Origin of the sequence: Pontibacillus chungwhensis, from assembly GCF_030166655.1 — a bacterium.
Classification (GTDB): domain Bacteria; phylum Bacillota; class Bacilli; order Bacillales; family BH030062; genus Pontibacillus.
In genome coordinates, this window is the sequence record NZ_CP126446.1 from 3097369 (window position 1) to 3121429 (window position 24061).

Annotated in this window: 23 protein-coding genes; 6 read left to right on the forward strand and 17 right to left on the reverse strand. The window is 40.7% G+C overall.

The annotated features are described in order from the left end of the window. Positions 1-163: 163 nt before the first annotated feature. Genes QNI29_RS16075 through QNI29_RS16085 form a run of 3 tightly spaced genes read left to right on the forward strand, consistent with a single transcriptional unit; the run spans position 164 to position 2631 of the window. Entirely contained in the window at positions 164-817 is a 654-nt protein-coding gene (locus QNI29_RS16075; RefSeq protein WP_231417487.1) for a GNAT family N-acetyltransferase, read from the forward strand. Further along, complete coding sequence (locus QNI29_RS16080; RefSeq protein ID WP_231417488.1) at positions 818-1465, forward strand: acetoin utilization AcuB family protein; 648 nt, start codon at positions 818-820, stop codon at positions 1463-1465. It begins immediately after the preceding gene. After that, on the forward strand, positions 1462-2631 hold the full coding sequence (locus tag QNI29_RS16085; protein ID WP_231417489.1) for an acetoin utilization protein AcuC: 1170 nt from the start codon (positions 1462-1464) through the stop codon (positions 2629-2631). Before QNI29_RS16080 ends, QNI29_RS16085 begins: the two co-directional genes overlap by 4 nt. A gap of 112 nt (positions 2632-2743) precedes the next feature. Here QNI29_RS16085 and motS read toward each other — a convergent pair whose 3' ends face one another. From motS to QNI29_RS16105, 4 genes are all read right to left on the reverse strand, one after another. Continuing rightward, on the reverse strand, positions 2744-3550 hold the full coding sequence (gene motS, locus QNI29_RS16090; protein WP_231417490.1) for a flagellar motor protein MotS: 807 nt from the start codon (positions 3548-3550) through the stop codon (positions 2744-2746). Next, entirely contained in the window at positions 3540-4364 is an 825-nt protein-coding gene (gene motP / locus QNI29_RS16095; protein WP_231417491.1) for a flagellar motor protein MotP, read from the reverse strand. The genes motS and motP overlap by 11 nt, the downstream gene beginning before the upstream one ends. Positions 4365-4418: 54 nt before the next feature. Next, positions 4419-5417 (reverse strand): catabolite control protein A, encoded by a 999-nt coding sequence (gene ccpA, locus QNI29_RS16100; RefSeq protein ID WP_231417492.1) that lies wholly within the window; start codon positions 5415-5417, stop codon positions 4419-4421. Between the two features lie 285 nt (positions 5418-5702). Further along, complete coding sequence (locus QNI29_RS16105) at positions 5703-6758, reverse strand: bifunctional 3-deoxy-7-phosphoheptulonate synthase/chorismate mutase (protein WP_231417493.1); 1056 nt, start codon at positions 6756-6758, stop codon at positions 5703-5705. Between the two features lie 143 nt (positions 6759-6901). On the opposite strand from QNI29_RS16105, the gene QNI29_RS16110 reads away from it, so the two are divergent. Continuing rightward, positions 6902-9055: a cell division protein FtsA gene (locus QNI29_RS16110; protein WP_354665913.1), complete on the forward strand. Its 2154-nt coding sequence runs from the start codon at positions 6902-6904 to the stop codon at positions 9053-9055. Between the two features lie 102 nt (positions 9056-9157). Here QNI29_RS16110 and ytxJ read toward each other — a convergent pair whose 3' ends face one another. From ytxJ to QNI29_RS16125, 3 genes are all read right to left on the reverse strand, one after another. Continuing rightward, positions 9158-9481 (reverse strand): bacillithiol system redox-active protein YtxJ, encoded by a 324-nt coding sequence (gene ytxJ / locus QNI29_RS16115; RefSeq protein ID WP_231417494.1) that lies wholly within the window; start codon positions 9479-9481, stop codon positions 9158-9160. Between the two features lie 121 nt (positions 9482-9602). Further along, positions 9603-10040 carry a YtxH domain-containing protein gene (locus QNI29_RS16120; protein WP_231417495.1) on the reverse strand — a complete coding sequence of 146 codons (438 nt, stop codon included), beginning with the start codon at positions 10038-10040 and terminating at the stop codon, positions 9603-9605. A gap of 26 nt (positions 10041-10066) precedes the next feature. Further along, positions 10067-10501, reverse strand: coding sequence for a DUF948 domain-containing protein (locus tag QNI29_RS16125; protein WP_231417614.1), 435 nt, complete (start codon positions 10499-10501; stop codon positions 10067-10069). Between the two features lie 192 nt (positions 10502-10693). Here QNI29_RS16125 and QNI29_RS16130 point away from each other — a divergent pair, with 192 nt between their 5' ends. Next, positions 10694-11812 (forward strand): aminopeptidase, encoded by a 1119-nt coding sequence (locus QNI29_RS16130; protein WP_231417496.1) that lies wholly within the window; start codon positions 10694-10696, stop codon positions 11810-11812. A 95-nt stretch (positions 11813-11907) separates the two neighbouring features. On the opposite strand, the gene murC is transcribed toward QNI29_RS16130, so the two are convergent. The 8 genes from murC to QNI29_RS16170 form a co-directional block, all read right to left on the reverse strand. Next, positions 11908-13197, reverse strand: a complete 1290-nt coding sequence (gene murC, locus QNI29_RS16135; protein WP_231417497.1) for a UDP-N-acetylmuramate--L-alanine ligase — start codon at positions 13195-13197, stop codon at positions 11908-11910. Between the two features lie 345 nt (positions 13198-13542). Continuing rightward, positions 13543-14658: a nicotinate phosphoribosyltransferase gene (locus QNI29_RS16140; protein WP_231417498.1), complete on the reverse strand. Its 1116-nt coding sequence runs from the start codon at positions 14656-14658 to the stop codon at positions 13543-13545. Positions 14659-14760: 102 nt separating this feature from the next. Next, on the reverse strand, positions 14761-17757 hold the full coding sequence (locus QNI29_RS16145; protein ID WP_231417499.1) for a DNA translocase FtsK: 2997 nt from the start codon (positions 17755-17757) through the stop codon (positions 14761-14763). 344 nt (positions 17758-18101) lie between these two features. Next, positions 18102-18710: a YtpR family tRNA-binding protein gene (gene ytpR / locus QNI29_RS16150; RefSeq protein WP_231417500.1), complete on the reverse strand. Its 609-nt coding sequence runs from the start codon at positions 18708-18710 to the stop codon at positions 18102-18104. 21 nt (positions 18711-18731) lie between these two features. After that, positions 18732-19541, reverse strand: coding sequence for a DUF1444 domain-containing protein (locus QNI29_RS16155; protein ID WP_231417501.1), 810 nt, complete (start codon positions 19539-19541; stop codon positions 18732-18734). A 153-nt stretch (positions 19542-19694) separates the two neighbouring features. Then, on the reverse strand, positions 19695-20015 hold the full coding sequence (locus tag QNI29_RS16160; RefSeq protein ID WP_231417502.1) for a thioredoxin family protein: 321 nt from the start codon (positions 20013-20015) through the stop codon (positions 19695-19697). 14 nt (positions 20016-20029) lie between these two features. Continuing rightward, entirely contained in the window at positions 20030-21064 is a 1035-nt protein-coding gene (locus tag QNI29_RS16165; protein WP_231417503.1) for a PTS sugar transporter subunit IIC, read from the reverse strand. Positions 21065-21174: 110 nt separating this feature from the next. Further along, on the reverse strand, positions 21175-21714 hold the full coding sequence (locus QNI29_RS16170; RefSeq protein ID WP_231417504.1) for a hypothetical protein: 540 nt from the start codon (positions 21712-21714) through the stop codon (positions 21175-21177). 186 nt (positions 21715-21900) lie between these two features. On the opposite strand from QNI29_RS16170, the gene QNI29_RS16175 reads away from it, so the two are divergent. Beyond that, a complete protein-coding gene (locus QNI29_RS16175; RefSeq protein WP_231417505.1) occupies positions 21901-22341 on the forward strand; it encodes a YtoQ family protein in 441 nt (146 codons plus the stop codon). A gap of 20 nt (positions 22342-22361) precedes the next feature. Here the strand turns inward: QNI29_RS16175 and QNI29_RS16180 are convergent, their stop codons facing one another. Further along, complete coding sequence (locus QNI29_RS16180; RefSeq protein WP_231417506.1) at positions 22362-22880, reverse strand: DUF84 family protein; 519 nt, start codon at positions 22878-22880, stop codon at positions 22362-22364. A gap of 85 nt (positions 22881-22965) precedes the next feature. Next, the gene (locus tag QNI29_RS16185) at positions 22966-24033 is read right to left on the reverse strand and encodes a M42 family metallopeptidase (protein ID WP_231417507.1); all 1068 of its coding nucleotides are present in this window, start codon (positions 24031-24033) and stop codon (positions 22966-22968) included. Between the last annotated feature and the right edge of the window lie 28 nt (positions 24034-24061).

The window sequence follows — 24061 nt, forward strand, 5'->3', positions numbered from 1 at the left end:
TTTTATCTCTGATAATGTTCCCTGGTGTTTCAATCGAAGCTACGTGTAACCACTTCTTCCTCGAACCGATTAGGAGAGCACCATATTAAAGGGAAGGTATTTTTTTCAGGCAGATTTACTGTATAATAGATAACAAATATAGGTAACGTTAGGTGGTGGAGACATGAAGCATACGAAAGAATATCATTCTAAAGAGATTGTAACAGAAAGCGGAACAATTACTGTTGAAGGCCCTCTCCCTTCAGAAGAACTAGCAAACTATCATTTCCACGAGGGTCTGAAAGCGTTCAGACCGGCTCCGAAGCAGTTTGAAGCCGTTCAAAAGATTGCTGATTTTGACGAAGGCAGAATTTTAATTGCAAGAACATCAGATACCATTGTAGGCTATGTCACTTACCTTTATCCTGATCCATTAGAAAGATGGTCTAAATTCGAGATGGAAGACCTTCTTGAGCTTGGAGCTATTGAAGTTATTCAAGATTACAGAGGTTACGGAATAGGTTCATGGTTATTAAAAGTGTCGATGATGGATGACGAGATGGAAGATTTTATAGTCATTTCTACTGAATATTATTGGCACTGGGACCTTTCAGGAACAGGGTTAAACATCTGGAATTACCGAAACGTTATGGAGAGAATGATGGGGGCAGGCGGTTTAACCCCTTACCCTACTGATGATCCTGAAATTGTGTCGCATCCAGCAAACTGCTTAATGGCACGGATTGGAAGCCGAGTACCTCAATCATCTATTGATCGATTTGAAGAATTGAGATTTTTAACAAGACGAAATTATCGCGCGAATCGAGGAGGTCTGTAAATGTTAGTCGAAGAAGTTATGAAAACAGAGGTTATTTCTTTAAGAGCAAACGAAACTATTGAAACCGCTTTAAAATTATTAAATGATCATCATATTCGACATATCCCCATTGTTGATGAGCATCACCACGTGATTGGGATCGTCTCCGACCGAGATGTCCGAGATGCGAGTCCTTCTGTCTTCCAAATCGAGCAAGATAAAGAAGCGCTCCAAAATACATTAGAATCTATTATGAGTTCCCCCGTTATTACAGCTCACCCACTAGATTTCGTTGAAGAAATCGCTAGTATTTTTTATGAACATGAAATAGCATGTGTACCCGTCACTAAAGCAAACAAATTAGTCGGAATTATTACTGAAAAAGACATGCTTTATACAATGATTCAACTTACAGGCGTAACGGTCCAAAGCTCTCAAATTGAGATTAAAGTAATTGATAAGCCCGGTATCCTCCCAGAGGTGACAGCTGTCCTCGGAAGGCGCAAGACGAATATTACATCTGTACTCATCTATCCTTATCAGCCTGACTCTACTTATAAAGTACTCGTGTTCCGTTTGCAAACCATGAACCCGATGCCTGTTATTGAAGATTTAAAAGCTGAAGGATATGAAGTGTTATGGCCTAATATGCCGGGGATGGAACAATGACCTGCAGAGCCGGTTTTGTCTATTCAGAAGACTTTAGAACGTATCGATTTCGAGATGATCATCCCTTTAATCAATTAAGAGTGACCTTAGCTTATGAATTACTTCAAAGTATAGGAGCCATTACAGAGAAGGAACTCATTTCTCCAAGGATGGCTACAGAGGAAGAACTTCTTCTCGTACACGAGAAACCCTATGTAGAAGCGATAAAAAAAGCAAGTTCAGGAAAACTTAGCGAAGAAGAAGGATTTGAATTTGGGGTCGGTACAGAAGATACACCCATGTTTGAAGGGATGCATGAAGCTTCTTCTCTCCTTGTCGGCGGGACTTTATCAGCTGTCGATGCAGTCATGCAAGACAAGGTAGATCATGCCTTAAACTTAGGCGGAGGGCTTCACCACGGTTTTCAACGGAAAGCTTCTGGTTTTTGTATTTATAATGATGGTGCGGTGGCTATTCAATACATTCGAGAACATTATCAGGCGAAAGTTCTTTATATTGATACGGATGCTCACCATGGCGATGGGGTTCAATGGGCCTTTTATGATGATCCTAACGTTTGCACATTATCCGTTCATGAAACAGGCAGGTACCTTTTCCCGGGTACAGGGAATGTCAACGAGCGAGGAATTAAAGAAGGCTATGGATACAGCTTCAACATCCCTGTCGATGCGTTTACAGAGGATGAGTCTTTTATGCACGTTTATGAAACCGCATTCAGGGAAGTGATTGAGTATTTTAAACCAGACGTTATTGTAACCCAAAATGGAGCAGATGCTCACGTATTAGATCCTTTAACCCATTTATGCTGTACATCCCAATTATATGAATTCATTCCACAAATCGCTCATAAACTAGCCCACGAATATTGTGGAGGGAAATGGATTGCTTTAGGTGGGGGCGGATATGATATTTGGAGAGTTGTACCCCGTGCATGGGCGCAAATTTGGAACGTCATGGCTCATAACGAACCAGCAGAAGGCCCTTTGCCTAAAGAGTGGCTGGCCAAATGGCAACAAGAAGCTCCTGTTCAGCTTCCTTCTTCCTGGCATGACGCTTCAGGACTATACAAAGAAATTCCGAGAAAGCTTGAAATTACTGAAAAAAACGAAAAAGTCTTAGAAAAAGCCATGCAGTTTATTCAACTAAAACATAACCTCCCTAAATAAGAGAAGTATGTCTCGATAAAGTATGGAATGGTTATAGAAGACAAGAGTTTATATGAAATCATAAAAAAAGAGTGTTCCCATGATGACTTGAAAGTTCAAGGGAACACTCTTCTTATTGAGGAGACGCTGTATTTTCTTTTTCTTCGTAATTTGGATCTAATATCACAATTTCCACCCGACGATTCTTTTGCCAATTTTCTTCTGAATTATTTGGCACGATGGGTCTTGTATCTCCATACCCTACCGCTGTGAAGCGCGCTGCATCTACAGCTGTTTCCTCTGCTAAGTATCGAATCACACCACTTGCCCGTGCTGCTGAAAGCTCCCAATTGGATGGGAAACGATAAGTTGAGATTGGACGATTATCCGTATGCCCTTCTACTTTCACATGGTTTGGAATGTTGTTTAACAATTGCCCCACCTTCTTTAAGAACGGTTGACCATTGGGTATAATTTCAGCCTCAGCTGTATTAAAGAGTACTTGCTCTTGTAGCGTAAGCACAACACCTCGGTCTGTACGGTTGGCTGTGATCTTTTCAGTCAGATCATTATTTTTAAGAAACGTTTCGACTTCAGTCACAAGATTGTTTAAGGAATCTTGAGTATCTTTAGCACCTGTTTCCTGATCTTTGTTCACATCATCGTTTTTCTCTGATTCGAATTCGCTCATATCTTTTTGGTCTTGTTCCTTATTCCTTTGATCTGCAGGATAATTGTGATCTACAACCGAAGGATTGAAATCAAATATAGCTCGACTACGAAACGATTCTGCCACAGCTTCAAATTTCTCTTTATCAATCTGTGACATAGAGAATAGAAGGATAAAGAACACAAGAATCAATGTCATTAGATCTGAAAATGTCACCATCCACTTCGGAGCACCTTTTTCTTGTTCACGGTCACGACGTCTAAGCTTCATTCGGCGTTTCCCCCATCAAATCCTCAGTCGGTTGTTCCTCCTGACGTTGACGTTCATTTCCAGAAAGGAAAGCACTCAGCTTTTCTTCTAAAATTTTAGGGTTCTGGCCTGATTGGACTCCAATTACACCTTCTATTGTAACTTGCTTAATAAAGATTTCTTGGTCTGTCTTGTTAGCAAGCTTCCCAGCCATTGGAGAAAACACTAGATTGGCAAGGACAGACCCATAAAATGTCGTTAACAAAGCAATCGCCATGTTTGGTCCAAGTGTAGTTGGGTCTGTTAGGTTCTTAAGCATCAGAACAAGACCAATTAAAGTCCCGATCATACCCCAAGCCGGAGCATATTCTGCCGCCTTCTCAATAATCGCACGACCCCTGCGGTGCCTTTCTTCAATAGCTGATATTTCAGCATTCATAATATCATTGATAACCTCTGGTTCAATTCCATCTACCGCTAGAAGAATACCTTTTTTGATAAAAGGATCTTCCACTTCTTCTAACTCTGATTCTAATGCCAAAAGGCCTTCGCGACGCGCCCGTTCAGAAAGACGTACAAACAGATCAATCAGTCCTGATAAGTTCTGATCATTTGTCTGAAAAGATTCTTTCAGTACCTTTCCGGTCAGTTTGATCTCGTCCAACGTGAAGTTAATTAAGAGCGCAGCTGCAAGGCCACCAAGCACAATGATCATCGAGGAAATTTGAATGAAAGATACTACATCGCTTGCTCCCCCTGTAGTAAAGATCCCTACGAAGATCATCGTAATCCCTATAAATATGCCGATTGGAGTTAATAAATCATTTCGTTTCATTGTCTCTCTCCCTAATATAAAACCCTAATGATCTATTTTTTTATATCGACATATTTATGATTTTGTTGAGTTTCTTTCGACATTTCGGTGTGGAAGAATTACATTTTGTTCTTCGACTTTTTCGTTATTCATATATTTGGTTAATAAGCGCATGGATACAGCGCCAATGTCATACATCGGTTGAACTACCGTTGAAAGGGTTGGGCGAACCATCGTTGCTAAACGTGTATTATCAAAGCCAAATACTTCTACATCTTCAGGTACGCGTAGTCCTTTATCTTGTGCGCCGTGAATGACACCAAGCGCCATTTCATCTGAAGCTACAAATACCGCACTAGGACGTTCTTCCATGTTAATTAATTGCTCTAGTGCTTCAATCCCACTATCGTAAGTGTAATCACCACGGATTACATAACGATCTCCATAAGATTTTCCTTCTTCTTCAATCGCACGGTAATAACCTGCTAGCTTTTGGTCGTTAATATTTGTTTCAAGAGGGCCTGAAATGAAGGCTACATGCTCATTACCATGACCGAATAACGTTTTCGTTGCTTCATAAGCCGCTTCTTCATAATTAATATTAACGGATGGAACTTTATTTGTTTCATCTACAGTCGCTGCTAATACAACTGGAACAGATGCATTTTGGAATTCTCTTACGTGGTCTTCGGTAATCTTACCACCCATAAAGACAAGCCCGTCCACTTGCTTCCCTAGCATGGAATTAATAAGATGAAGCTCTTTCTCTTTATTCTGATCAGAGTTACTTAAGATAATGTTGTAGTTATACATTGTCGCAATATCTTCAATACCACGAGCTAATTCAGCAAAGAAGATACTTGAGATATCTGGAATAATGACACCTACTGTAGTAGTCTTCTTACTTGCTAAACCGCGAGCCACAGCATTTGGGCGATACCCTAAACGCTCAATAGCGTCTAATACTTTCTTTCTTGTGGCAGGTTTCACATTTGGATTTCCATTGACTACACGGGAAACCGTTGCCATGGAAACATTGGCTTCACGTGCCACGTCGTATATTGTTACATTCATACTTTATAACCTCCTCAAAGTTACGCCTCTATCTTTATTTTCCCTCATTCTATCTCTATATAATCATACGACACTGCTAATGAGAGCGCAATAAATCGGCCATTCCAATGCTTTTATATGCAGTATTCACCATTCCATTTGAAACAACACATCTATGTAAGAAAGAGTTGCATGGAAGTGTATATACGTAGAAATATTTTCTTGAAGAAAAAGAGTACGCCAACGTGACGTTGGCGTACTTTTCCTCTTTAAAATATAGATTAAATTGTCTATTTATGCAAGAACCTATTTCAATTCTTTCATGAATTGATTAAATGTTTCAATATCCATTTGCTGAGCTGCATCGGATAATGCTACCGCCGGGTCCGGGTGAACCTCTGCCATTACCCCGTCTGCTCCAACGGCTATTGCTGCTTTCGCTGTAGGAAGAAGAAGATCACGACGACCTGTAGAGTGGGTAACATCTACAAATACAGGCAGGTGTGTCTCTTGCTTCAAGATCGGTACAGCTGAGATATCGAGCGTGTTCCGGGTTGCTTTTTCGTATGTGCGAATGCCTCGTTCACAAAGAATGATGTTTTCATTCCCTCGTGATATGATGTACTCAGCAGCATTTACAAATTCGGAAATCGTTGCGGATAAGCCACGTTTTAATAGAACTGGCTTGTCCACAGAACCTGCCGCTTTAAGCAACTCAAAGTTTTGCATGTTGCGAGCACCGATTTGAATTACATCGATGTAATCAACTGCGGTTTCAATATCTGCCGGGTTAACGATTTCACTTACAACTCCGAGATCGTATTCATCAGCCACTTGCTTTAATATTTTTAATCCTTCAAGTCCAAGACCTTGGAAATCATAAGGAGATGAACGTGGTTTGAAAGCTCCTCCACGGAGTAGCTTAAGCCCTTGAGCCTTCACAGCTTCTGCTACTTTAGCAACTTGCTCGTAGCTCTCAACCGCACATGGTCCCATAATGAAAGAAGGATCACCACTTCCAATCTCTTCTCCTCTTACGGTAACAACTGTATCTTCTGGTTTCTTTTTACGAGAAACAAGAAGCGCTTTACGGTGGTCATCTTCTTGTAGTTCAAGGCTTGCTTTGAAGATTTCTTTAAATAGGTTTTCAACTGTAGAATGTTCGAAAGGACCTTCATTATGGTCTGTAATCGTATCTAACATCGCGCGTTCACGCACGGGATCGAAACGATTCATGCCCTGTTTCTTCTTCACCTGTCCAATTTGATGCGCGATCTCTGCTCTTTTGTTAATTAAATCTAAAATGTCTAGATTTAACTTGTCTAACTCTTGTCTTAACTGGTCTAATTCTTCATTACTCAACTCATACGCCTCCAATTTGTTTAGAAAGATGAAATTATGATAAATTCATAATAATTAGACATCATTATAGCTAATATTATTTTAATTGTCACGGGGATTTTTAATATTTTTATCGAAGAAATTTAATAAAGGGGTCGAGAAAATTGAAAGAACGCATCTTTGCGCTTGATATCGGGACGAGATCTGTTGTGGGGTTAATCCTGATGAAAGCGACAGATTCTTACGAAGTTATTGATCTTGTTTCCATTGAACATAATGAGCGAACAATGGTGGATGGTCAAATCCATGATGTACGATCTGTCTCAGAGACCATTTCATCTGTGAAGCAAATACTAGAAGAAAAACATGGCCCCTTACATAAAGTATGTGTCGCCGCAGCAGGTAGAGCCCTAAAAACAAAGAGAACACGCATCAAGCAATCTGTAAGCGGACATCCGCTTATGAATGATGAGGATGTCACTCATTTAGAATTAACCGGTGTTCAGCAAGCTCAATATGAATTAGCCCGAGAAGAAGCTGAGCTCGAAACAACCCACTACTACTGCGTTGGCTATTCCGTTTTACATTATCATCTTGACGGTCAAGAATTAGGTTCATTGATTGACCAGCAAGGAGATGAAGTCACAGTCGAGGTAATTGCTACATTCTTGCCTAAAGTTGTGGTTGAATCTTTAATTGCTGCATTACATCGAGCTGACCTTGAAATGGAAGCTCTCACATTAGAACCGATCGCCGCTATTAACGTACTCATCCCCCCTTCCATGAGGCGCTTAAACGTTGCCTTAGTAGACATTGGGGCGGGAACCAGTGATATAGCCATTACAGACGAAGGAACGGTAACCGCATACGGGATGGTGCCAGTTGCAGGGGATGAAATTACAGAAGCCATCAGCGACCATTACCTGTTGGATTTCCCTTTAGCTGAACAAGCAAAAAGGGATATCAGCCACAACCAAGAAGCTACCATATCAGATATACTCGGGTTCGAAACTACCGTAAGCTATGATGAAGTAACGAAGGCTATTGAGCCTGCTATTGAAAAGCTAAGTCATACCATTAGGGATGAAATCATCCAGCTAAACCATAAAGCTCCTAAAGCGGTTATGCTTGTTGGAGGAGGAAGCTTAACACCAACCTTATCTGAAAGACTTGCCCAGCTACTGGATCTACCTGCTAACCGAGTAGCCATCAGAGGTATAGATGCCATTCAATCCTTAAAGAAAACAGACAACCTTCCAATAGGCCCTGCTTTTGTTACTCCAATCGGTATTGCGATTGCCGCTAACCAAAATCCTGTTCAATATATTAGCGTAACGGTAAACGAAAGGACCATCCGCTTGTTCGATATCAAAACGCTTACAGTTGGCGATTGTCTCCTTGCAGCAGGAATTGAGATCAAGAAGCTATTTGGGCGTCCAGGTATAGGAAAAGTAATCTATTTAAACGGAAACCAACTTACCCTTAAAGGGGAGCATGGAACAGCACCAAACTTACTAAAGAATAACCACCCTTGTTCTCTTAATGACCCCATTCAAAATGGAGATGTCTTCAAAGTGGAGAAAGGGGAAGACGGGAAGGCGCCTGATGCGACTTTAGAAGATCTTTTAGGCGAACTCCCTCGCTCAACGATTACATTGAACGGAAAGAGTTATCAACTCCACCCATTTATACACGTAAACGGAGATAAACAAAGCCTGTCTTACATTGTGCAAGACCGTGACAAAGTCGAAATTGAAACCAATCAAACAGTTCTATCTTTCCTTCGTTTTATACAACAAGAGGAAGTACTTAAAGAAATAGACCCCTTTGATGTTTTCATAAATAAACAAAAGCATAGAGTTGCAGCACACAAAATATCGATTTTAAAAAATGGAAAAGAGAGTAATCCAGAAACGCCATTACAAGATGGTGATCATCTCACAACGGTTGTCCATTACCCAGTTGAAGCACAACTGCTGATGAAAGAAAACGGTTCATCCCCATCTGAGCAGGAGATAAACGTCTTTTTTAATAACAAAGAATTAACGCTCAAGAAATCATTGCGTACATTCACAAGAAAAGGTGCGCCTCTTAAACCGACAGATTTGATCTACCCTGGGCAAACGATTGAGTCGAAAGAAACCAATGCGGATCCCTTTATTTTTCAAGATGTATTTCGTTATGCAGATATTGACCTTACAAATGTAGCGGGCCAGAGCTTTAAAATTTTTAGAAATGATGAGGAAGCCACCTTTTTTGAACCCATTCATCACGGGGATCACCTTACCTTACAGTGGCTAACGAATTCAACAAGGTAACCATCAGGCTATAAACGAAACAGATCTGTCCATCGTATCCAAAACCTAAAAGGGGATGAAACGAATATCCGTTTCATCCCCTTTTAAGTTGAAATTAAACTTTTATTGATCAGCTTCTTTGAGCGCCTCTTCTTTTATATGCCAATGGGATGTATTCCAGATGACTTGATCACCTTTAAAAAGCAGTACCTGCGGCGATTCATGTTTAACCCCAAAGGACTCCGCTACTTGATTTGAAAAGGATCTTGACTCTTGAATATTCAGCATATACAACGGAGTATCCGTTTGAGACGCGTAGCTTTCATATTCTTGTTTAGCTCCTGAACTAATTGGACAGGTCAAACTATGCTTTAATAACATAAAACGTTCATGCTGATTTAACTTCTCTTGTAATTCTTCGTAGTTCTCAAGTAATGTAACAGCCAACTTCGATCATCCTCCTAAGGATATGCCTTTACAGAATATCTTTATAACAACAAAAAAGTTGCTAGTATCAATGTAGCATACCAGCAACTTTTCCCAAAACCATTCGATTAAACTACCTTAATTAATAAGTAGTTGTCGTTGTTGTTTCTTGTTGTCTTTCAAGTTCTTCTGCTGCTTCTTCAATCGCTTCAGCGACTTCCTCTGCAGCTTGTTCAGCTTCATCATTTGTATTACGGAATTCGCCTACTTTTGTTTTCACACGAGAACTTAGATCCTGTGACTTTTCAGAAACATTTTGGGACCACTGTGAAGATGTTTCAACAGCACGGTCTTTCCATTCTGTTCCTTTTTGGTAAGCAACGTCTTTCCATTCACCAGCACGTTCACGAACGTATCCAGCGCTTTGGTTTAAATCGCCTCGTACTTCTCGTCCAGATTTAGGAGCAAATAAAAGGGCTGCAGAAGCTCCCACAATGCCACCAATTAGTGTGCCTATCAAAAAGTCTTTACTGTTAATGTTTTCGTTTTGATCCTTGGTTTGGTTCTGATTTTGTGCCATACTCTATTCCTCCTAATATATTGAAATTATTGTACTACATGTTCATCTTTCGGCTTTTCTTTCTTCCACTTTTTATAGAGATCAATACCGACCTGCCCCCACTTCATGGCCTGAGCAGCATTGTCTTTATTCTGGTCAGCTGTATGTTTCAAGTTGTTCGACATTGTATGGAGCGATTGGTTGAACTCATGAACCGAATCCCCAATTCCCTTCACACCGTCTACTAAAGTGTTTAACTTCTGAGTCTTTTCACCAATATCTTCTGCCAGGTGATTCGTTTTCTGTAATAAGGAAGTCGTTTCTGTTGTAATGCCCTCCATTTGCTTTTCTAAGCCGCCCATCGTAGAAGCTACGTTTTCAAGCGTTTTTCGAGCTGATTTTAGAGTTTTGGATATGTAAATAACTAAAACAGCGAAGGCAACAGCAAAGATCAGTGCCGCGATATATAGTATGATGATCATAATCCCCTGATTCACCCCTTTAAAATGTAGTATAGTTGATCGTTTTCCCGTTTGCTAGTGCGCATAAACGTGTCGATTTTAGAATTGGGATTACTTTATAGTATTCTCTTTTTTTAAGAAAACTCCTGCAACTCATTTCTTTTTTTTAGCTAGAAATTTCTGTATCATATAAATAGAGAAGGAGGAATTGTTATGCGCGATCCAAGATTGCAACAGCTAGCCCAACAAATTATACACTACTCTATTGATTTACAAAAAGGTGAAAAGGTTCTTATAGAAAATACTGGCCTTCAGCAAGAACTTATCTCTTGTTTAATTGAAGAAGCATATAAAGCAGAAGGACATCCATTTGTAACTCTTAAAGACCCTAAAATCCAGCGTTCCCTACTACAGAACGCAACAGATGAACAGCTACATATACAAGCGGAACAAGAAGCTTCGTTGATGAACCAAATGGATGCTTATGTGGCTATTCGCTCTGGCGAAAATATCTCTGAACTTTCCGATGTTCCTGCTGAAAATATGAAATTATACAATCAAACAGTGGGACAAAAAGTACATAGAGAGATCCGTGTACCGAAGACGAAATGGTGCGTTCTTCGTTACCCTAATGCATCAATGGCTCAGCTTGCAAACATGAGTACAGAGAAGTTCGAAGACTTCTACTTTAATGTCTGCACCCTTGATTACAAAAAAATGGATCAGGCGATGGACGCACTTGTAAAACGCATGGAAGAAACAGATCGCGTTCGAATTACTGGTCCAGATACAGATTTGGAATTCTCTATAAAAGGCATCCCGAATGTTAAATGTGCTGGCCATTTAAATATCCCAGATGGAGAGGTATATACAGCCCCTGTGAAAGACTCGGTTAACGGGACCCTCCACTATAACACACCATCCCCTTATAATGGATTCACGTTTGAAGACGTGTTCCTAACATTTAAAGATGGTAAGATTGTTGAGGCGAAAGCCAATGACTCAGAACGGGTTAATGAGATTTTCGATACAGACGAAGGAGCTCGCTATATCGGAGAGTTTGCCATTGGTGTGAACCCTTATATTCTTCATCCCATGAAAGATATTCTCTTTGATGAGAAAATCGATGGCAGCTTCCATTTCACACCTGGGCAGTGCTATGACGAAGCACCAAACGGTAATGATTCTGCAATTCACTGGGATATGGTCATGATTCAACGCCCTGAATACGGTGGTGGAGAGATCTATTTTGATGATGTTTTAATAAGGAAAGATGGACGATTTGTTGTTCAAGATTTAGAAGCTTTGAACCCAGAACATTTAAAGTCTTAAATGATAACGAAGCACTACTGAAAGTTCACCAAACCAACAAAGGCGCAGGAAGTCTAAAGACTTCCTGCGCCTTTGTTTTATAAATAAAAATAAATTTACTCTTCCTCATAAGCCTCTTGGAACTTCTGAATATCCCCTGCTCCCATAAAGATCAGTACACTATCTCCATGCTCTTTAAGAACAGACGTCTCGTTTAACTCTAAAAGACGTGAAGCTTCTATCTTCTCTTGAAGGTCGTTAATGGATAAATTCCCTGACTCTTCCCGAGCCGACCCAAAAATATCACAAAGATATACAAAATCAGCTTCTTTCAGGCTGTCAGCAAACTCCTGCAAGAACATACGTGTTCTTGTGTACGTGTGAGGCTGGAAGATCGCCACAACGTCCTTTTTCGGATACTTCTTCTTAGCGGATTCAATCGTAGCCAAAATTTCACGAGGATGGTGAGCATAATCATCAATAATGACTTGATCATTGTGCTTCTTCTCAGTGAAGCGGCGCTTAACACCTTTAAAGTTTGAAATGTGTTTAATATCTTCTGATGGAATTCCTTCATACTGGCATAGTGCAATGACAGAAAGAGCGTTTAACACATGATGGTTTCCATACCCTGGAATCGTGTACGTGTTGTAGTACGTATTGCGAACAAAAACATCAAACGTTGTACCGTTCTCATCTTCGTAGATATTCGATGCCTGAAAGTCGTTCCCATCACCTAAGCCATAATAAACAACAGGTACTTTTGCCTGAATCTCTTGTAACTGATCATCATCTCCGCACGCAATAATCCCTTTCTTCACTTTATAAGCCATCTCTTGGAAAGCGTCTACTACGTCCTCAAGACTTGTAAAGTAATCCGGGTGATCAAAATCAATGTTTGTCATAATTGCATAATCCGGCTCGTAAGCGAGGAAGTGTCTGCGATATTCACAAGCTTCAAACACAAAATACTCCCCTGCCTCATGTCCTACTCCGGTACCATCGCCAATTAAGAAAGATGTAGGCTTAATATTACTCAATACGTGAGCAAGCAAGCCTGTTGTCGAGGTTTTTCCGTGTGCCCCCGTTACAGCAATACTTGTGTAATTCTGAAGCCATTCCCCAAGAAACTCATGGTAACGGAATAACGGCACTCCTAAATCCTTAGCTGCCTGAATTTCTTCATGGTCATCACTAAACGCATTCCCCGCAATAACGGTTAAGTTTTCAGTAATGTTTTCTTTTGAGAAAGGCAGGATGGTTATATTCTTCGCTTCAAGCGCTTCTTGTGTAAAAAATCGTTTATCGTAATCAGATCCCTGTACAGTCTCTCCTGCATCATGAAGGATTTGTGCAAGTGCACTCATCCCGGTACCTTTAATACCAACAAAATGGTAAGTTGTCATATTGATAGAACCTCCACAATTATACAGTCATTTCTGTTTCTTAGTATATGTATTCAAGCTCAACTTGCGCCTAATTTACTTTAACTTTTACGTCCTTACCTATTATAACAAAACAGCTTGTAGACGTGAATCAATTCGACAAAAACCGTTACGAAACCCCACAACGTTTCCAAGTTCTCTCACAGCGAAATTGAACCGCTCTCCTCCTTTCCCACAATTGAATGTCCCCAAACCTGAAATTCCCTTATTACACTTCGAGATAGGACCGATGCGTTCGGTGAGCAGTAAAAGAAGATGGAGAAAAACGTTAAAGATTCACTAAAAGAAAAGACTGACAATGAAATGTCAGTCTTCAGGATTAAAATATTCTACTCTCTCTAAGCGTGGATTAGGTCTATAACGTCTTCCTTCTTTCGCCTCAGGTTTGCCATTGATCATGACATTATCACCGGTGAAAGATGTATTCATTTTAAGTAAGCTACTGCCTACTCCATAAATGTCTACAGGAACCTTTAATTTCTCAAAATCACGGATACGTTCTTCTGTAAATCCACCGCTAACCACAATTTTGACGTGTTGGAATCCTTCTGCATCTAAAGCTTTACGAAGGGCAAAGATGAGTTCAGGATTTACACCTCTTGGATCAAATGTACCCATTAGATGTTGATTTCTCAGGAAATATTTGTCGACAAGTGCACGGGACGTATCGACACGTACACCTTTAAGTTCATTGCCAAACTCTCGCGCTACCTTCAACGAATCCGTAATGACATCGTTGTTATAATCCACGAGTGCAGTCAGTTCATCATCAGGAAACTGCTTATGATAGGCCTTAGCTGCAGCGACAATGTCACCTTGAAACATTTGAATTAATGCGTGAGGCATAGTTCCCATGCCTTCTTTCCCCCACCATTCATTCATGGCATGAGTCGCTTGTGCCGTTGATCCGCCGATATAAGCCGCATAGCCATCTCCAGCTTGTTGAGTATAATGATCGTCACGGTCTCCCATAAAGATAACAGGCTTTTGCTTTCCAGAAGCGCGTGCTGCTTTTACAACGTTATATACGTTTGTGGAGACAGAGGTTCGACGTGAAAGGATTCCGTCAATAATCCCTTCTAAATATCCAAAATACTGATAAGGCCCAGTGATCGTCAGAACCGTCTCATACGGCTTAACCCGGTCCCCATCCTTCAAGGAATGAATCTCTAACTCCTCAGGGTGATCAGCAAATGTATGAATCAGCGCAATGGCTTCATCTGTTCCGCATAGTACTGCGTCATCTTTTTGGAAAAACTGCATAGTGATATAGTTATCCGGAAGTGTACTTTCCACAATATCACGTGTTTTTAAAAAGTAAACGGCCGAGAACCAACCTTCCCGAATACGTTCATCAAACTTAAACGTTTGGTTCGTGAGGCGCTTGATTTCGCCGTTCATCTTTTTTTCGATTTCTTTCATAACTTTGTAACCCCTCTTATGGTCATTCTACTCGTAAAGCATCCATCTTCTTATAGTATAAAATTCCACGGAATTCGACAAGTTTTATATGGTGATGGTAATTTATTCATGCTCTCGTCTCAACTCTTCAAATCCAGCATGGTCGATATAAACATCACGAGGTTTACTTCCTTTCGATTCAGAGATAATGCCTTTCTCTTCCATCGTATCAATTAAGCGTGCAGCACGATTATAACCTACTTTAAAGCGTCTTTGCAGGAGTGATGCACTGGCGCCATTCTGATCAATAACAAACTGAACTGCTTCTTCAAATAAATCGTCTTCTGCTTCTTCAAAATTAGGTTGTTGCATGAGCTCTTCTTGCTCAAACAGGTAATTTGGTGAAGCGATTTTTTTCACGTAATTTGTAATCCGCTCAATTTCATCATCGGATACAAACGCTCCTTGAATGCGTTTTGTCTTTCCTGCTCCATTTTCTAAGAACAGCATATCTCCCCGACCAAGTAACTTCTCTGCTCCGGCAGCGTCTACAATCGTTCTTGAATCCACTTGTGAGGAGACACTAAAGGCTACACGGGTTGGGATGTTCGCTTTAATCAGTCCCGTAATAACGTCCACTGATGGGCGTTGTGTCGCAAGTAATAAATGAATGCCACAAGCTCTGGCTTTTTGTGCAATTCGGCAAATCGCATCTTCAACATCCTGAGGGGACATCATCATTAGGTCCGCTAGCTCATCAATGACAATGACCAGGTAAGGCATTTTATCATTTAATCTGCCTTTGGCTTTCATTTTATCATTATACCGATCAATATCGCGTACGCCTTCTTCTACAAATCGCTCATAGCGTTGCTCCATCTCTTTAACGGCCCACTTCAATGCTGAGGTAGCAGCTTTTACATCTGTAATAACAGGTGCTACCAGGTGCGGAAGCTCATTGTATGGGGCTAGTTCCACCATCTTAGGATCGATTAATAGAAATTTCACGTCTTCATGACTTGCCTTATACAACAGACTCACCAAGATTGTATTGATACATACACTTTTACCAGACCCCGTTGCACCCGCAATTAGGCCATGAGGCATTTTCTTTAGGTCTGTTACAATCGGAGAGCCTTCAATATCTAGACCTAACCCTACAGACAGCGGAGAGGATTCGCCCTGGAAAGCATCACTTTCAAGGATTTCCTGCAGCCCGACTGCTTCTGACTTCTGATTCGGAACTTCAATTCCAATTGCATTTTTACCAGGGATCGGCGCTTCCATTCTTATATCCTTTGCAGCTAAGCTCATTTTAATGTCATCAGAAAGGTTGGTAATCTTACTTACTTTCACCCCAGGTTCTGGCTGTACTTCAAATCTGGTTACTGCAGGGCCTTTCATTGCATTTACGACTTTTGCTTTTACATGGAAATTGTGAAGCGTTGTTTCGAGCAATTGCATTTGTTCTTCAATCCACTCATCTTCACTCTCTACACGTGCAGGTGGATCATTCAATAAGTGATAGGGAGGAATGGTTGACTGAACAGGGAGTTGTTTTTCTATCTGTTCCTCCACCTTATGTTCTTCTTTCTCTTCCTCATCTACTTTCACTTCTTCTTTCATTTCTTCTTGAGCAGACGTCTTTGAAGGGGCTTGTTTCTGCTGGTCACGGTTACGCTTGTCCCTAGGCGTCATAATGACATTGAATGGACGGCTTCTGCGCTTTGGACGCTGTTCTTCTGCTGTAGCTTGAGTTGCCGCAACCTCCTCCTCGCTTTCCTGTTGAGCGGAGTGAGGGAGAGCAACAGCATCCTCTTCTTCTGAAGGATGAACCTCTTCCTGACTTTCTTGATTAACCTCTGAAACTTCTTCAGCTTCAAGTTCATCTTCTAGCTCGCTTCTATCATGCTCCACTGATGATTCATTCTCACGATTGGTTTCTGGCTGCTCCACTGATGATTCATTCTCGCCATCGGTGTCTAGCTGTTCCACTACACCAGCATCAAATGTTTCATCAATGTTGTCGAACGCCATTGTATCAGAAGGATGATCATCCTCTTCATCCAACCACTCCGAGTCGTTCTCATCAGTCTCCATTTCTAATAATGATTCTTCTTGTTCCACAAGCATATCCTCAGATTTGCTCTCCTGTTGATGGTCTTCCATCCCATATGCTGTATATTCGTCTTCTGATACAGATTCGTCTTCACTATGTGATACTTCTTCTTGTGCATCCATTTCTAATGTAGAAGGAGGAAGTTCTTGTCCTTGTGCTTCGGATTCTTGTTCTTTCACACTTGTTGGCTCTTCATCTATTTCTTCTACATCATCTTCTTCTAACGCTTCATCTTCTGAATTTCTTGATCCATACATGATAATGGTTGGAGGAACATCTTCATCTTCATCTTCATCTTCATCATAAACCACTGAAAGCTCTTCTTCAGGGGGGTATTCTTGTTCTTGTTCTTCATCCATATGGAAATTAACGACGTTGTCTTTTTCAGGTTCTTCAACTATTTCTGGTTCGTCTTTTTCCTGAGAAGAAGTGGGCTCTTCCTCTGAAACAGGTTCAGGTATAAATGAGGAAGGGTGTGTTTCGGGTAATACTTTAGCTAAAGTAGATTCATAGAGTCGGTCATCTTCATCTGTTTTCTTCATAAAGGATGGCAGTTCATCAAGAACCGTTTCGCTGAAATGCCCTTCTCTTTTACCATACCCATAAATCGGAGATGGTACATTGCTTGGGGTGAAGGGGGATCCTTGATCGAAGGAGGATGGTTTGTATGTATCTTTTTTGCTCCATTCTTTCTCCTCATTCGATGATGAATATTTATATGACTCATAACTCGAGCGTTGATTTTGCTTTCGGTTTTTCTCTTCATTCTTCTGCTCTGTGTTTCTTTGATAGTTTTTCCGTGGTTCTCGTTCTTGTTGACGATCAGGAATCATTGGAAAGCGAAAATTCCCCTGTTTTGGATACTGATACATCATCTTTGTTTGAAATTGCTGCTGATTTTGTTGCTTTTGATGTTTCGTTTCATCCTCTTGCGGAAATGGGGGCTGTCGATCTTCTGGAGATTGCTCTTCTTGTCGCATTTGATGCAACCAATTTTTCATTCTATTCCACATGAAGCCTCACTCTTTCTTTCAATTTTAGAATTAATCCTATTTTAACAGTTTTTTCTCTATTTGAGTGCGCCATAATGCCTGATTCTAAAATTCTTACTTTAGGCGCAGTGATCCTTACACTATTCGGATCAGAAACACTATTCAAGGGGGCAAAATGCCTTCCTTTTCAAAAGAATCCATTTTTTTCAGAGAATGGTTACCTACTTATAAAGATTCCACACTTGAGTCCTTACAGCAGCACTCCCTAGCAAATGAGCCTATTGGTTATAGTACAAAACGACCAGAGGTTGTCTCTGGTCGTTTTGTTTGTGTGCTATTCATTTCAGAAACGTTTACGCTAACTCGAAAGGTTGTCCTACTTCATACGTATCCTCAAGTACGAGGATTCCTTTTTCCTTCGGTGCATCTGGCAGTCCAAGTTCTTTTGCAGAGCAAATCATACCGCTTGATGGAACACCACGTAGCTCAGCATCTTTAATTTCCATTCCGCCTGGCATCACGGCACCAACTTTAGCGACAACGACTTTTTGTCCTGCGTCCACATTTGGAGCTCCACATACGATCTGTACCGTTTCTTCACCTAAGTCGACTTGGCAGACGCTCAATTTGTCAGCATTTTCATGTTGTTCTTTTTCTTTCACATATCCTACTACAAATTTAGGGGATAGATCGACATGCAGTTCTTCATTTAAGCCGTTCTTTTGAAATACATCATGAATAGAAGTGAGCCATTCTTCTGTAAGCTGAATAGCCCCCTTCTCATTAATATTCACGTACGTGGACGCATTAAAGATGTTGTAACCTAATAATTTTCCATTTGATTGTTCAGTAATTTTCACAATGTCACCGAAACGTTCTTGCTTCAATTCATTACGGTCTCCTTGCGCTACTGGGATGATTAGTACATCTCCAATTCCATCACGGTTATAAAATACTTGCATTCACTTGACTCCCTTTCTTTCCTACTGTTCAGATTTCGGTTTATTTTGAGCTAAAATGAAAATTGGTTCAAGACTCTTATCTTCATAGAGAAATGGTAACGATGTGATCGGAACACGACCTTCAGCGAAGAACTTCATATTCATCTGAGCTAAGACATCATAACCAGATGCATTCTGAATATCTGCAAAAATACACACATCGCCATGAGGGACAGCTACAGCTAGTTCCCCCACACTTTGAGCCTTCATTTGTTCAAGTAAAGCTTCGTTCAAGATGCGAGACGCATCATATCCATCATTAGAGGATAAGAAATAAAATGTGTTCCCGGCCACCTCATCTTGCTTTACTTCCGTATCTAGCGAACGTAAATTAAATCGTGCTATTTCTCGGATTCGATCTTGGTCCAACCCTTCTTCTTCTAGCATCGCATGATCAATTAAACGATAGGACTTACCAAGATCTAGTGCGTAATAGATACGCGTTTCTGCCGTATGCTCATCGGTAACAAGCGCTTTTCCCTCATTGGACTCCGTGGGGAAAGAAGCAGCACGTATTACAGGGTAAATACTCTTTTCTTTACCAGATAACTGCTGTTTCTCATTCATGATACGTAAAGCTTCTTGAATATGGTCTTCTAATTCATCAAGAGCCTGATCTTTCTTTTGTTCATATTTCGCAATTATGCCTGGTAATGAAATTTCAATCCCTTGTTTCGTATCTGCCCATTCTACACGGAATGTATCTTTATCACGGTTGAATCGAGTCTTCCAGTTAGGATTTTGCAACCTGGACTCTAGCAACTTCTTCATTTTAATACTCGTCATCTTCATACTTCTTCCTCCTTTATAGGGTGAAGGAAACATATACGTTTGCTATTTTAGCATGAAATGGATAGGGAAAAAAGCTCCCTTTCCCTCATTAGCCCCGCTCTATTCGAAAGAAAAGCTGTTCTGAATTGCTATCAGAACAGCTCTTTACTTCTATTATTTAGACAACCCTTGAATAAAGGTTTCAATCTCCTCGCGTGATTTACGATCCTTACTTACAAACCGACCTGTTTCCTCTCCATTCTTAAACGCCACAAAACTAGGAATACCAAACACAGAAAGGTCAGCGCATAAATCAATAAATTCATCACGGTCCACATAATAGAACTGCACTTCATTATAAGCTTCTTCTAACTCTGGCAAGAACGGCTCTATTACTCGACAGTCTGGACACCACGTAGCAGAGAACAACAAGATCGTTTGCTTGTCTCCTTTAATAATGTCTTGGTATTGTTCAATGGATTCTAATGTTTTCATTTCACAAACGCTCCTTATTCATACTCTATTGTAAGATCCCCATGTTGGATCCAACCTTTTTTTCTAAACCACTCTGATAATAACAAAGTGATAAGGGCTGGACCAACAATATGCAACAAAATGATTTGAATGAGAATTTCCCAGGAAAAGCCGTAGACCTGAAACGTCATAATTTGGCCTACAAATCCACTTGTCCCCATTCCAGCGCCAGGAGCATTGTTCTCAAGCTCAAGCCACACCGTAGCAATAGGAGCTAAAATGGCTCCAGCAATTGTAGGAGGTAAAATAAGGATTGGCTTCTTCAAGACATTACCGACTTGGAGCATCGATGTTCCTATGCCTTGAGCTAACCACCCGCCCATTCCGTTCTCCCTATAACTCATTGTAGCAAAGCCAATCATCTGAGCTGCGCACCCTACAGTAGCCGCACCTGCGGCAATTCCGCTAATGTCTAACATAAGCGCAATCGCGAGGCTAGAAATCGGAGCTGTCAATGCCCATCCCATTAATACGGCTACGATGATCCCCATAATAAAAGGACGTTGATCGGTTGACCACTGAATAACCTCACCAAAGCTTACCATAAAAGTATTAACGGGAGGACCAATCACAGAGGCTATTCCGTAACCCACAAAGATGGTGACAAGAGGCGTTAAGATAATATCTAATCGAGTCTCCTTATGAATCAACTTTCCAAACTCTACTGATAGTAGGGTGGCGACATAAGCCCCTGCTGGTCCACCTAGACTCGCCCCAAATGCTCCACTAAAGAGAGCCGTAAACATGACAAGCGGTGGGGCTTTTAAACCATAAGCAATAGCAACACCAATGGCCCCTCCCCACACCTTCGTATCCATGGCAAACGTCCCCATTTCCACAAGCATTTCAGCTCCCGGAAGCGTAACTTGTTCACCGATTGTTTTAATAATAAGTCCAATGATTAATGATGAAAAAAGACCAAGCGCCATATAACTAAGGGCAGTAATAACATACTCCCTCCAAGAAAGCGTTACACCTTTCTTACGCAAAAATGCTTTGAGTTTCCCCACTCAACATCCGCCTCTCTTAATTCTCAATCGCTTTCATCGTACCGAAAAAATGTAACCAAAACAACAAAAAAGCTGACCAAACTTTCTTGGCCAGCTTCCCGATTCGTTTGTTAGTTAGAAGTTGAAAGGACGATCGAATGAACGACCTTCATCATTTTTTGAGCGTCATCTTCCATGTTACTCAGGTCCGTTTCTGTCGTCATCTTCACACCGCCAGCTCCGACTTGTAGCTCATACGTATCTTCTTCAATCGCAGCCACTTTCATGTAACCGAAGACCTCTTTATGTTCAAACGCCTCAACCTTCAAAACATTTTCGTCTTCTTTTGCCGATTTATAGAACGTTTGACTTGTCTTCTTCTCATATGGGTTATAAAACAAGATGTACTTCTTCTCATCAGACTCCAGAAGTATGTTGTTTGGAGAATCAGATAGCACTTCCATAGAATCCGGCAAATACATTGAAACATGTTCAAGTTCCGTATTTAACGGCAAGTCGTTTTCATGTAAAGAGGATTCAGCAGCTTGCTTCGCCTCTTGGATGACAGCTTCTTCAGACTTAAAGAAACCTGAAACAAATAGAGCTAATAGAATGACAACGGCTATTCCAGTTAATGTAAGTAATAGCCACCTGGGATTGAAAGCTTTCACACATACTCTCTCCTTGAAAAATCTCGTAACGTCCTTAAGTATCTTTCCTATACCTATCATACTATGGAATATAAATTTGACAAGTAAAGATTTTACACTAGTTACCTGTAAGATGAAAGCGTTTGTGCTACACTTTTTAGTGGTACATAATAAATTAGCTTTGCGAATAGGAAAGGAAGATGTACGTTGAATTTAACCGTTTATTTAGCCGGACAAATCCACGATGACTGGAGAAATGATTTAGAGAAGAAAGCCAAAGAAAAAGGTTTGCCTCTGCAGTTTGTAAGTCCTCAGACGAATCATGAACGTTCCGATTCCGTTGGTGAAGACATTCTAGGAGAACAGCCAGGGAACGTATACCGTGATGATGCTGCATCAAGTATAAACAATTTGCGTACCACTGTATTGATGAACAAATCCGATCTTGTCATTGCTCTTTTTGGAGAAAAGTATAAGCAATGGAATACAGCCATGGATGCTGCGACTGCAATCAATCAAGGTATACCGACCATACTTGTCAGACCGGAATCCCTTCATCATCCTCTAAAGGAATTATCGAATAAAGCTAACGTCACTGTTGAAACCATTGAGCAAGCATTAGACGTGATCGGGTATATTTTTGAATAAACACATATAAAAAAGGGCGATTACTCATCGCCCTTTTTATTATAATAAAACTCGTATTGACCTTTTAACAACTGTACAATGTGAGCAAACATTCCTGAGCGATTTACAAGTTCATTTGTAAACACCCCAATGGCCCCTTCATGATGACGAATATTTTCGCCTTTTGCATAATCATCTATAACATCGCCAAGTTCTTTTCCTTTGTTCAGTTCATTCGCAATTGAATCAGGAAGAGGAATTCGTGCACCGCTGGCCACAAACGTATTCTCTTCAGAATCTACCAATGCACCCCAATTACATAGGTACAAGTCATTCTCTAATTCCATAACGCCGCCTTCAAGGCCGATTCCTACAACACCTTTCTCAGTCTTGGCGCATTCTCTAGCTCGATTAATCGCCCCTTCAAGTGTCTCTTCGTCACAAAAAGGCTGAGAAGAAACCTTTGAGGAAACTTCAATCCCATCCACTTGATCTTGACTAAAGATCTGTTGGACAGCTTCAAGTTTTGCAGGGTTGGTAGAGCCAACGATTATTTTCATCGTTACATCCTTTCTTGGATCAAAAACCTACATTTTAACGCATCAAAGGTTGTCCTTTCTTCAAAGAGGACAACCTTTGAACATGTTACCCGTTTTGTTTAATTTGTTCAAGAGTATTTTGATCAGTAGTCCGAACTAACTTCGTAATCAGTTCTTTAGCAGCCGCATAATCATCCACATGAATCATAGAAGCAGCGGTGTGAATATAGCGTGAACAAATTCCAACTACAGCGGATGGAACTCCTTCATTAGAAGTATGAACACGCCCCGCATCTGTTCCTCCTTGTGAAATGAAGTATTGATATGGTATATCATTTGATTCGGCAGTATCAAGAATAAAGTCCCGAATCCCACGGTGTGTTACCATCGTTCTATCAAAGATACGAAGTAAAGCTCCTTTGCCCAGTTGACCAAATTCCTTCTTATCTCCATTCATATCATTCGCTGGAGAGGCATCAAGAGCATAGAAAATATCTGGTTGAATCATATTAGCAGCTACCTGTGCACCACGCAACCCTACTTCTTCTTGAACCGTGGCACCAGAATACAATTGGTTTGGAAGCGTTTCGCCTTGAAGCTCTTTCATAAGCTCTACAGCAAGGCCACAGCCGTAACGGTTGTCCCATGCTTTAGCTAGAATTTTCTTTTCATTCGCCATTGGTGTGAATGGGCATATTGGAACAATTTGCTGACCTGGTTTAATACCGATTTTCTTAGCATCGTCTGCATCATCTGCTCCAATATCAATCATCATATTTTTAATTTCCATTGGTTTCTTCCGTTGCTCAGGCGTCAGATTATGAGGAGGAATGGAGCCAATTACCCCTGTAACTGGGCCATTATCTGTCATAATTTGAACCCGTTGAGCTAAAAGCACCTGACTCCACCAGCCACCGAGCGTTTGGAAACGGATCATACCGTTTGGAGTAATTTGAGAAACCATAAATCCAACTTCATCCATGTGACCCGCCACCATAACTTTCGGCCCGTCACCTTTTTTCACTCCAAATACGCCACCTAAACGATCTTGAATGATTTCGTCAGAGTACTTCTCTAATTCACCTTTCATAAAAGAACGAACTGCATGTTCATTACCTGGTGCTCCCTGGAGCTCTGTTAAGGTTTTAAATAAACTCATCGTTTCTTGATTCATATGTATTCATCTCCAATTTATTATCACT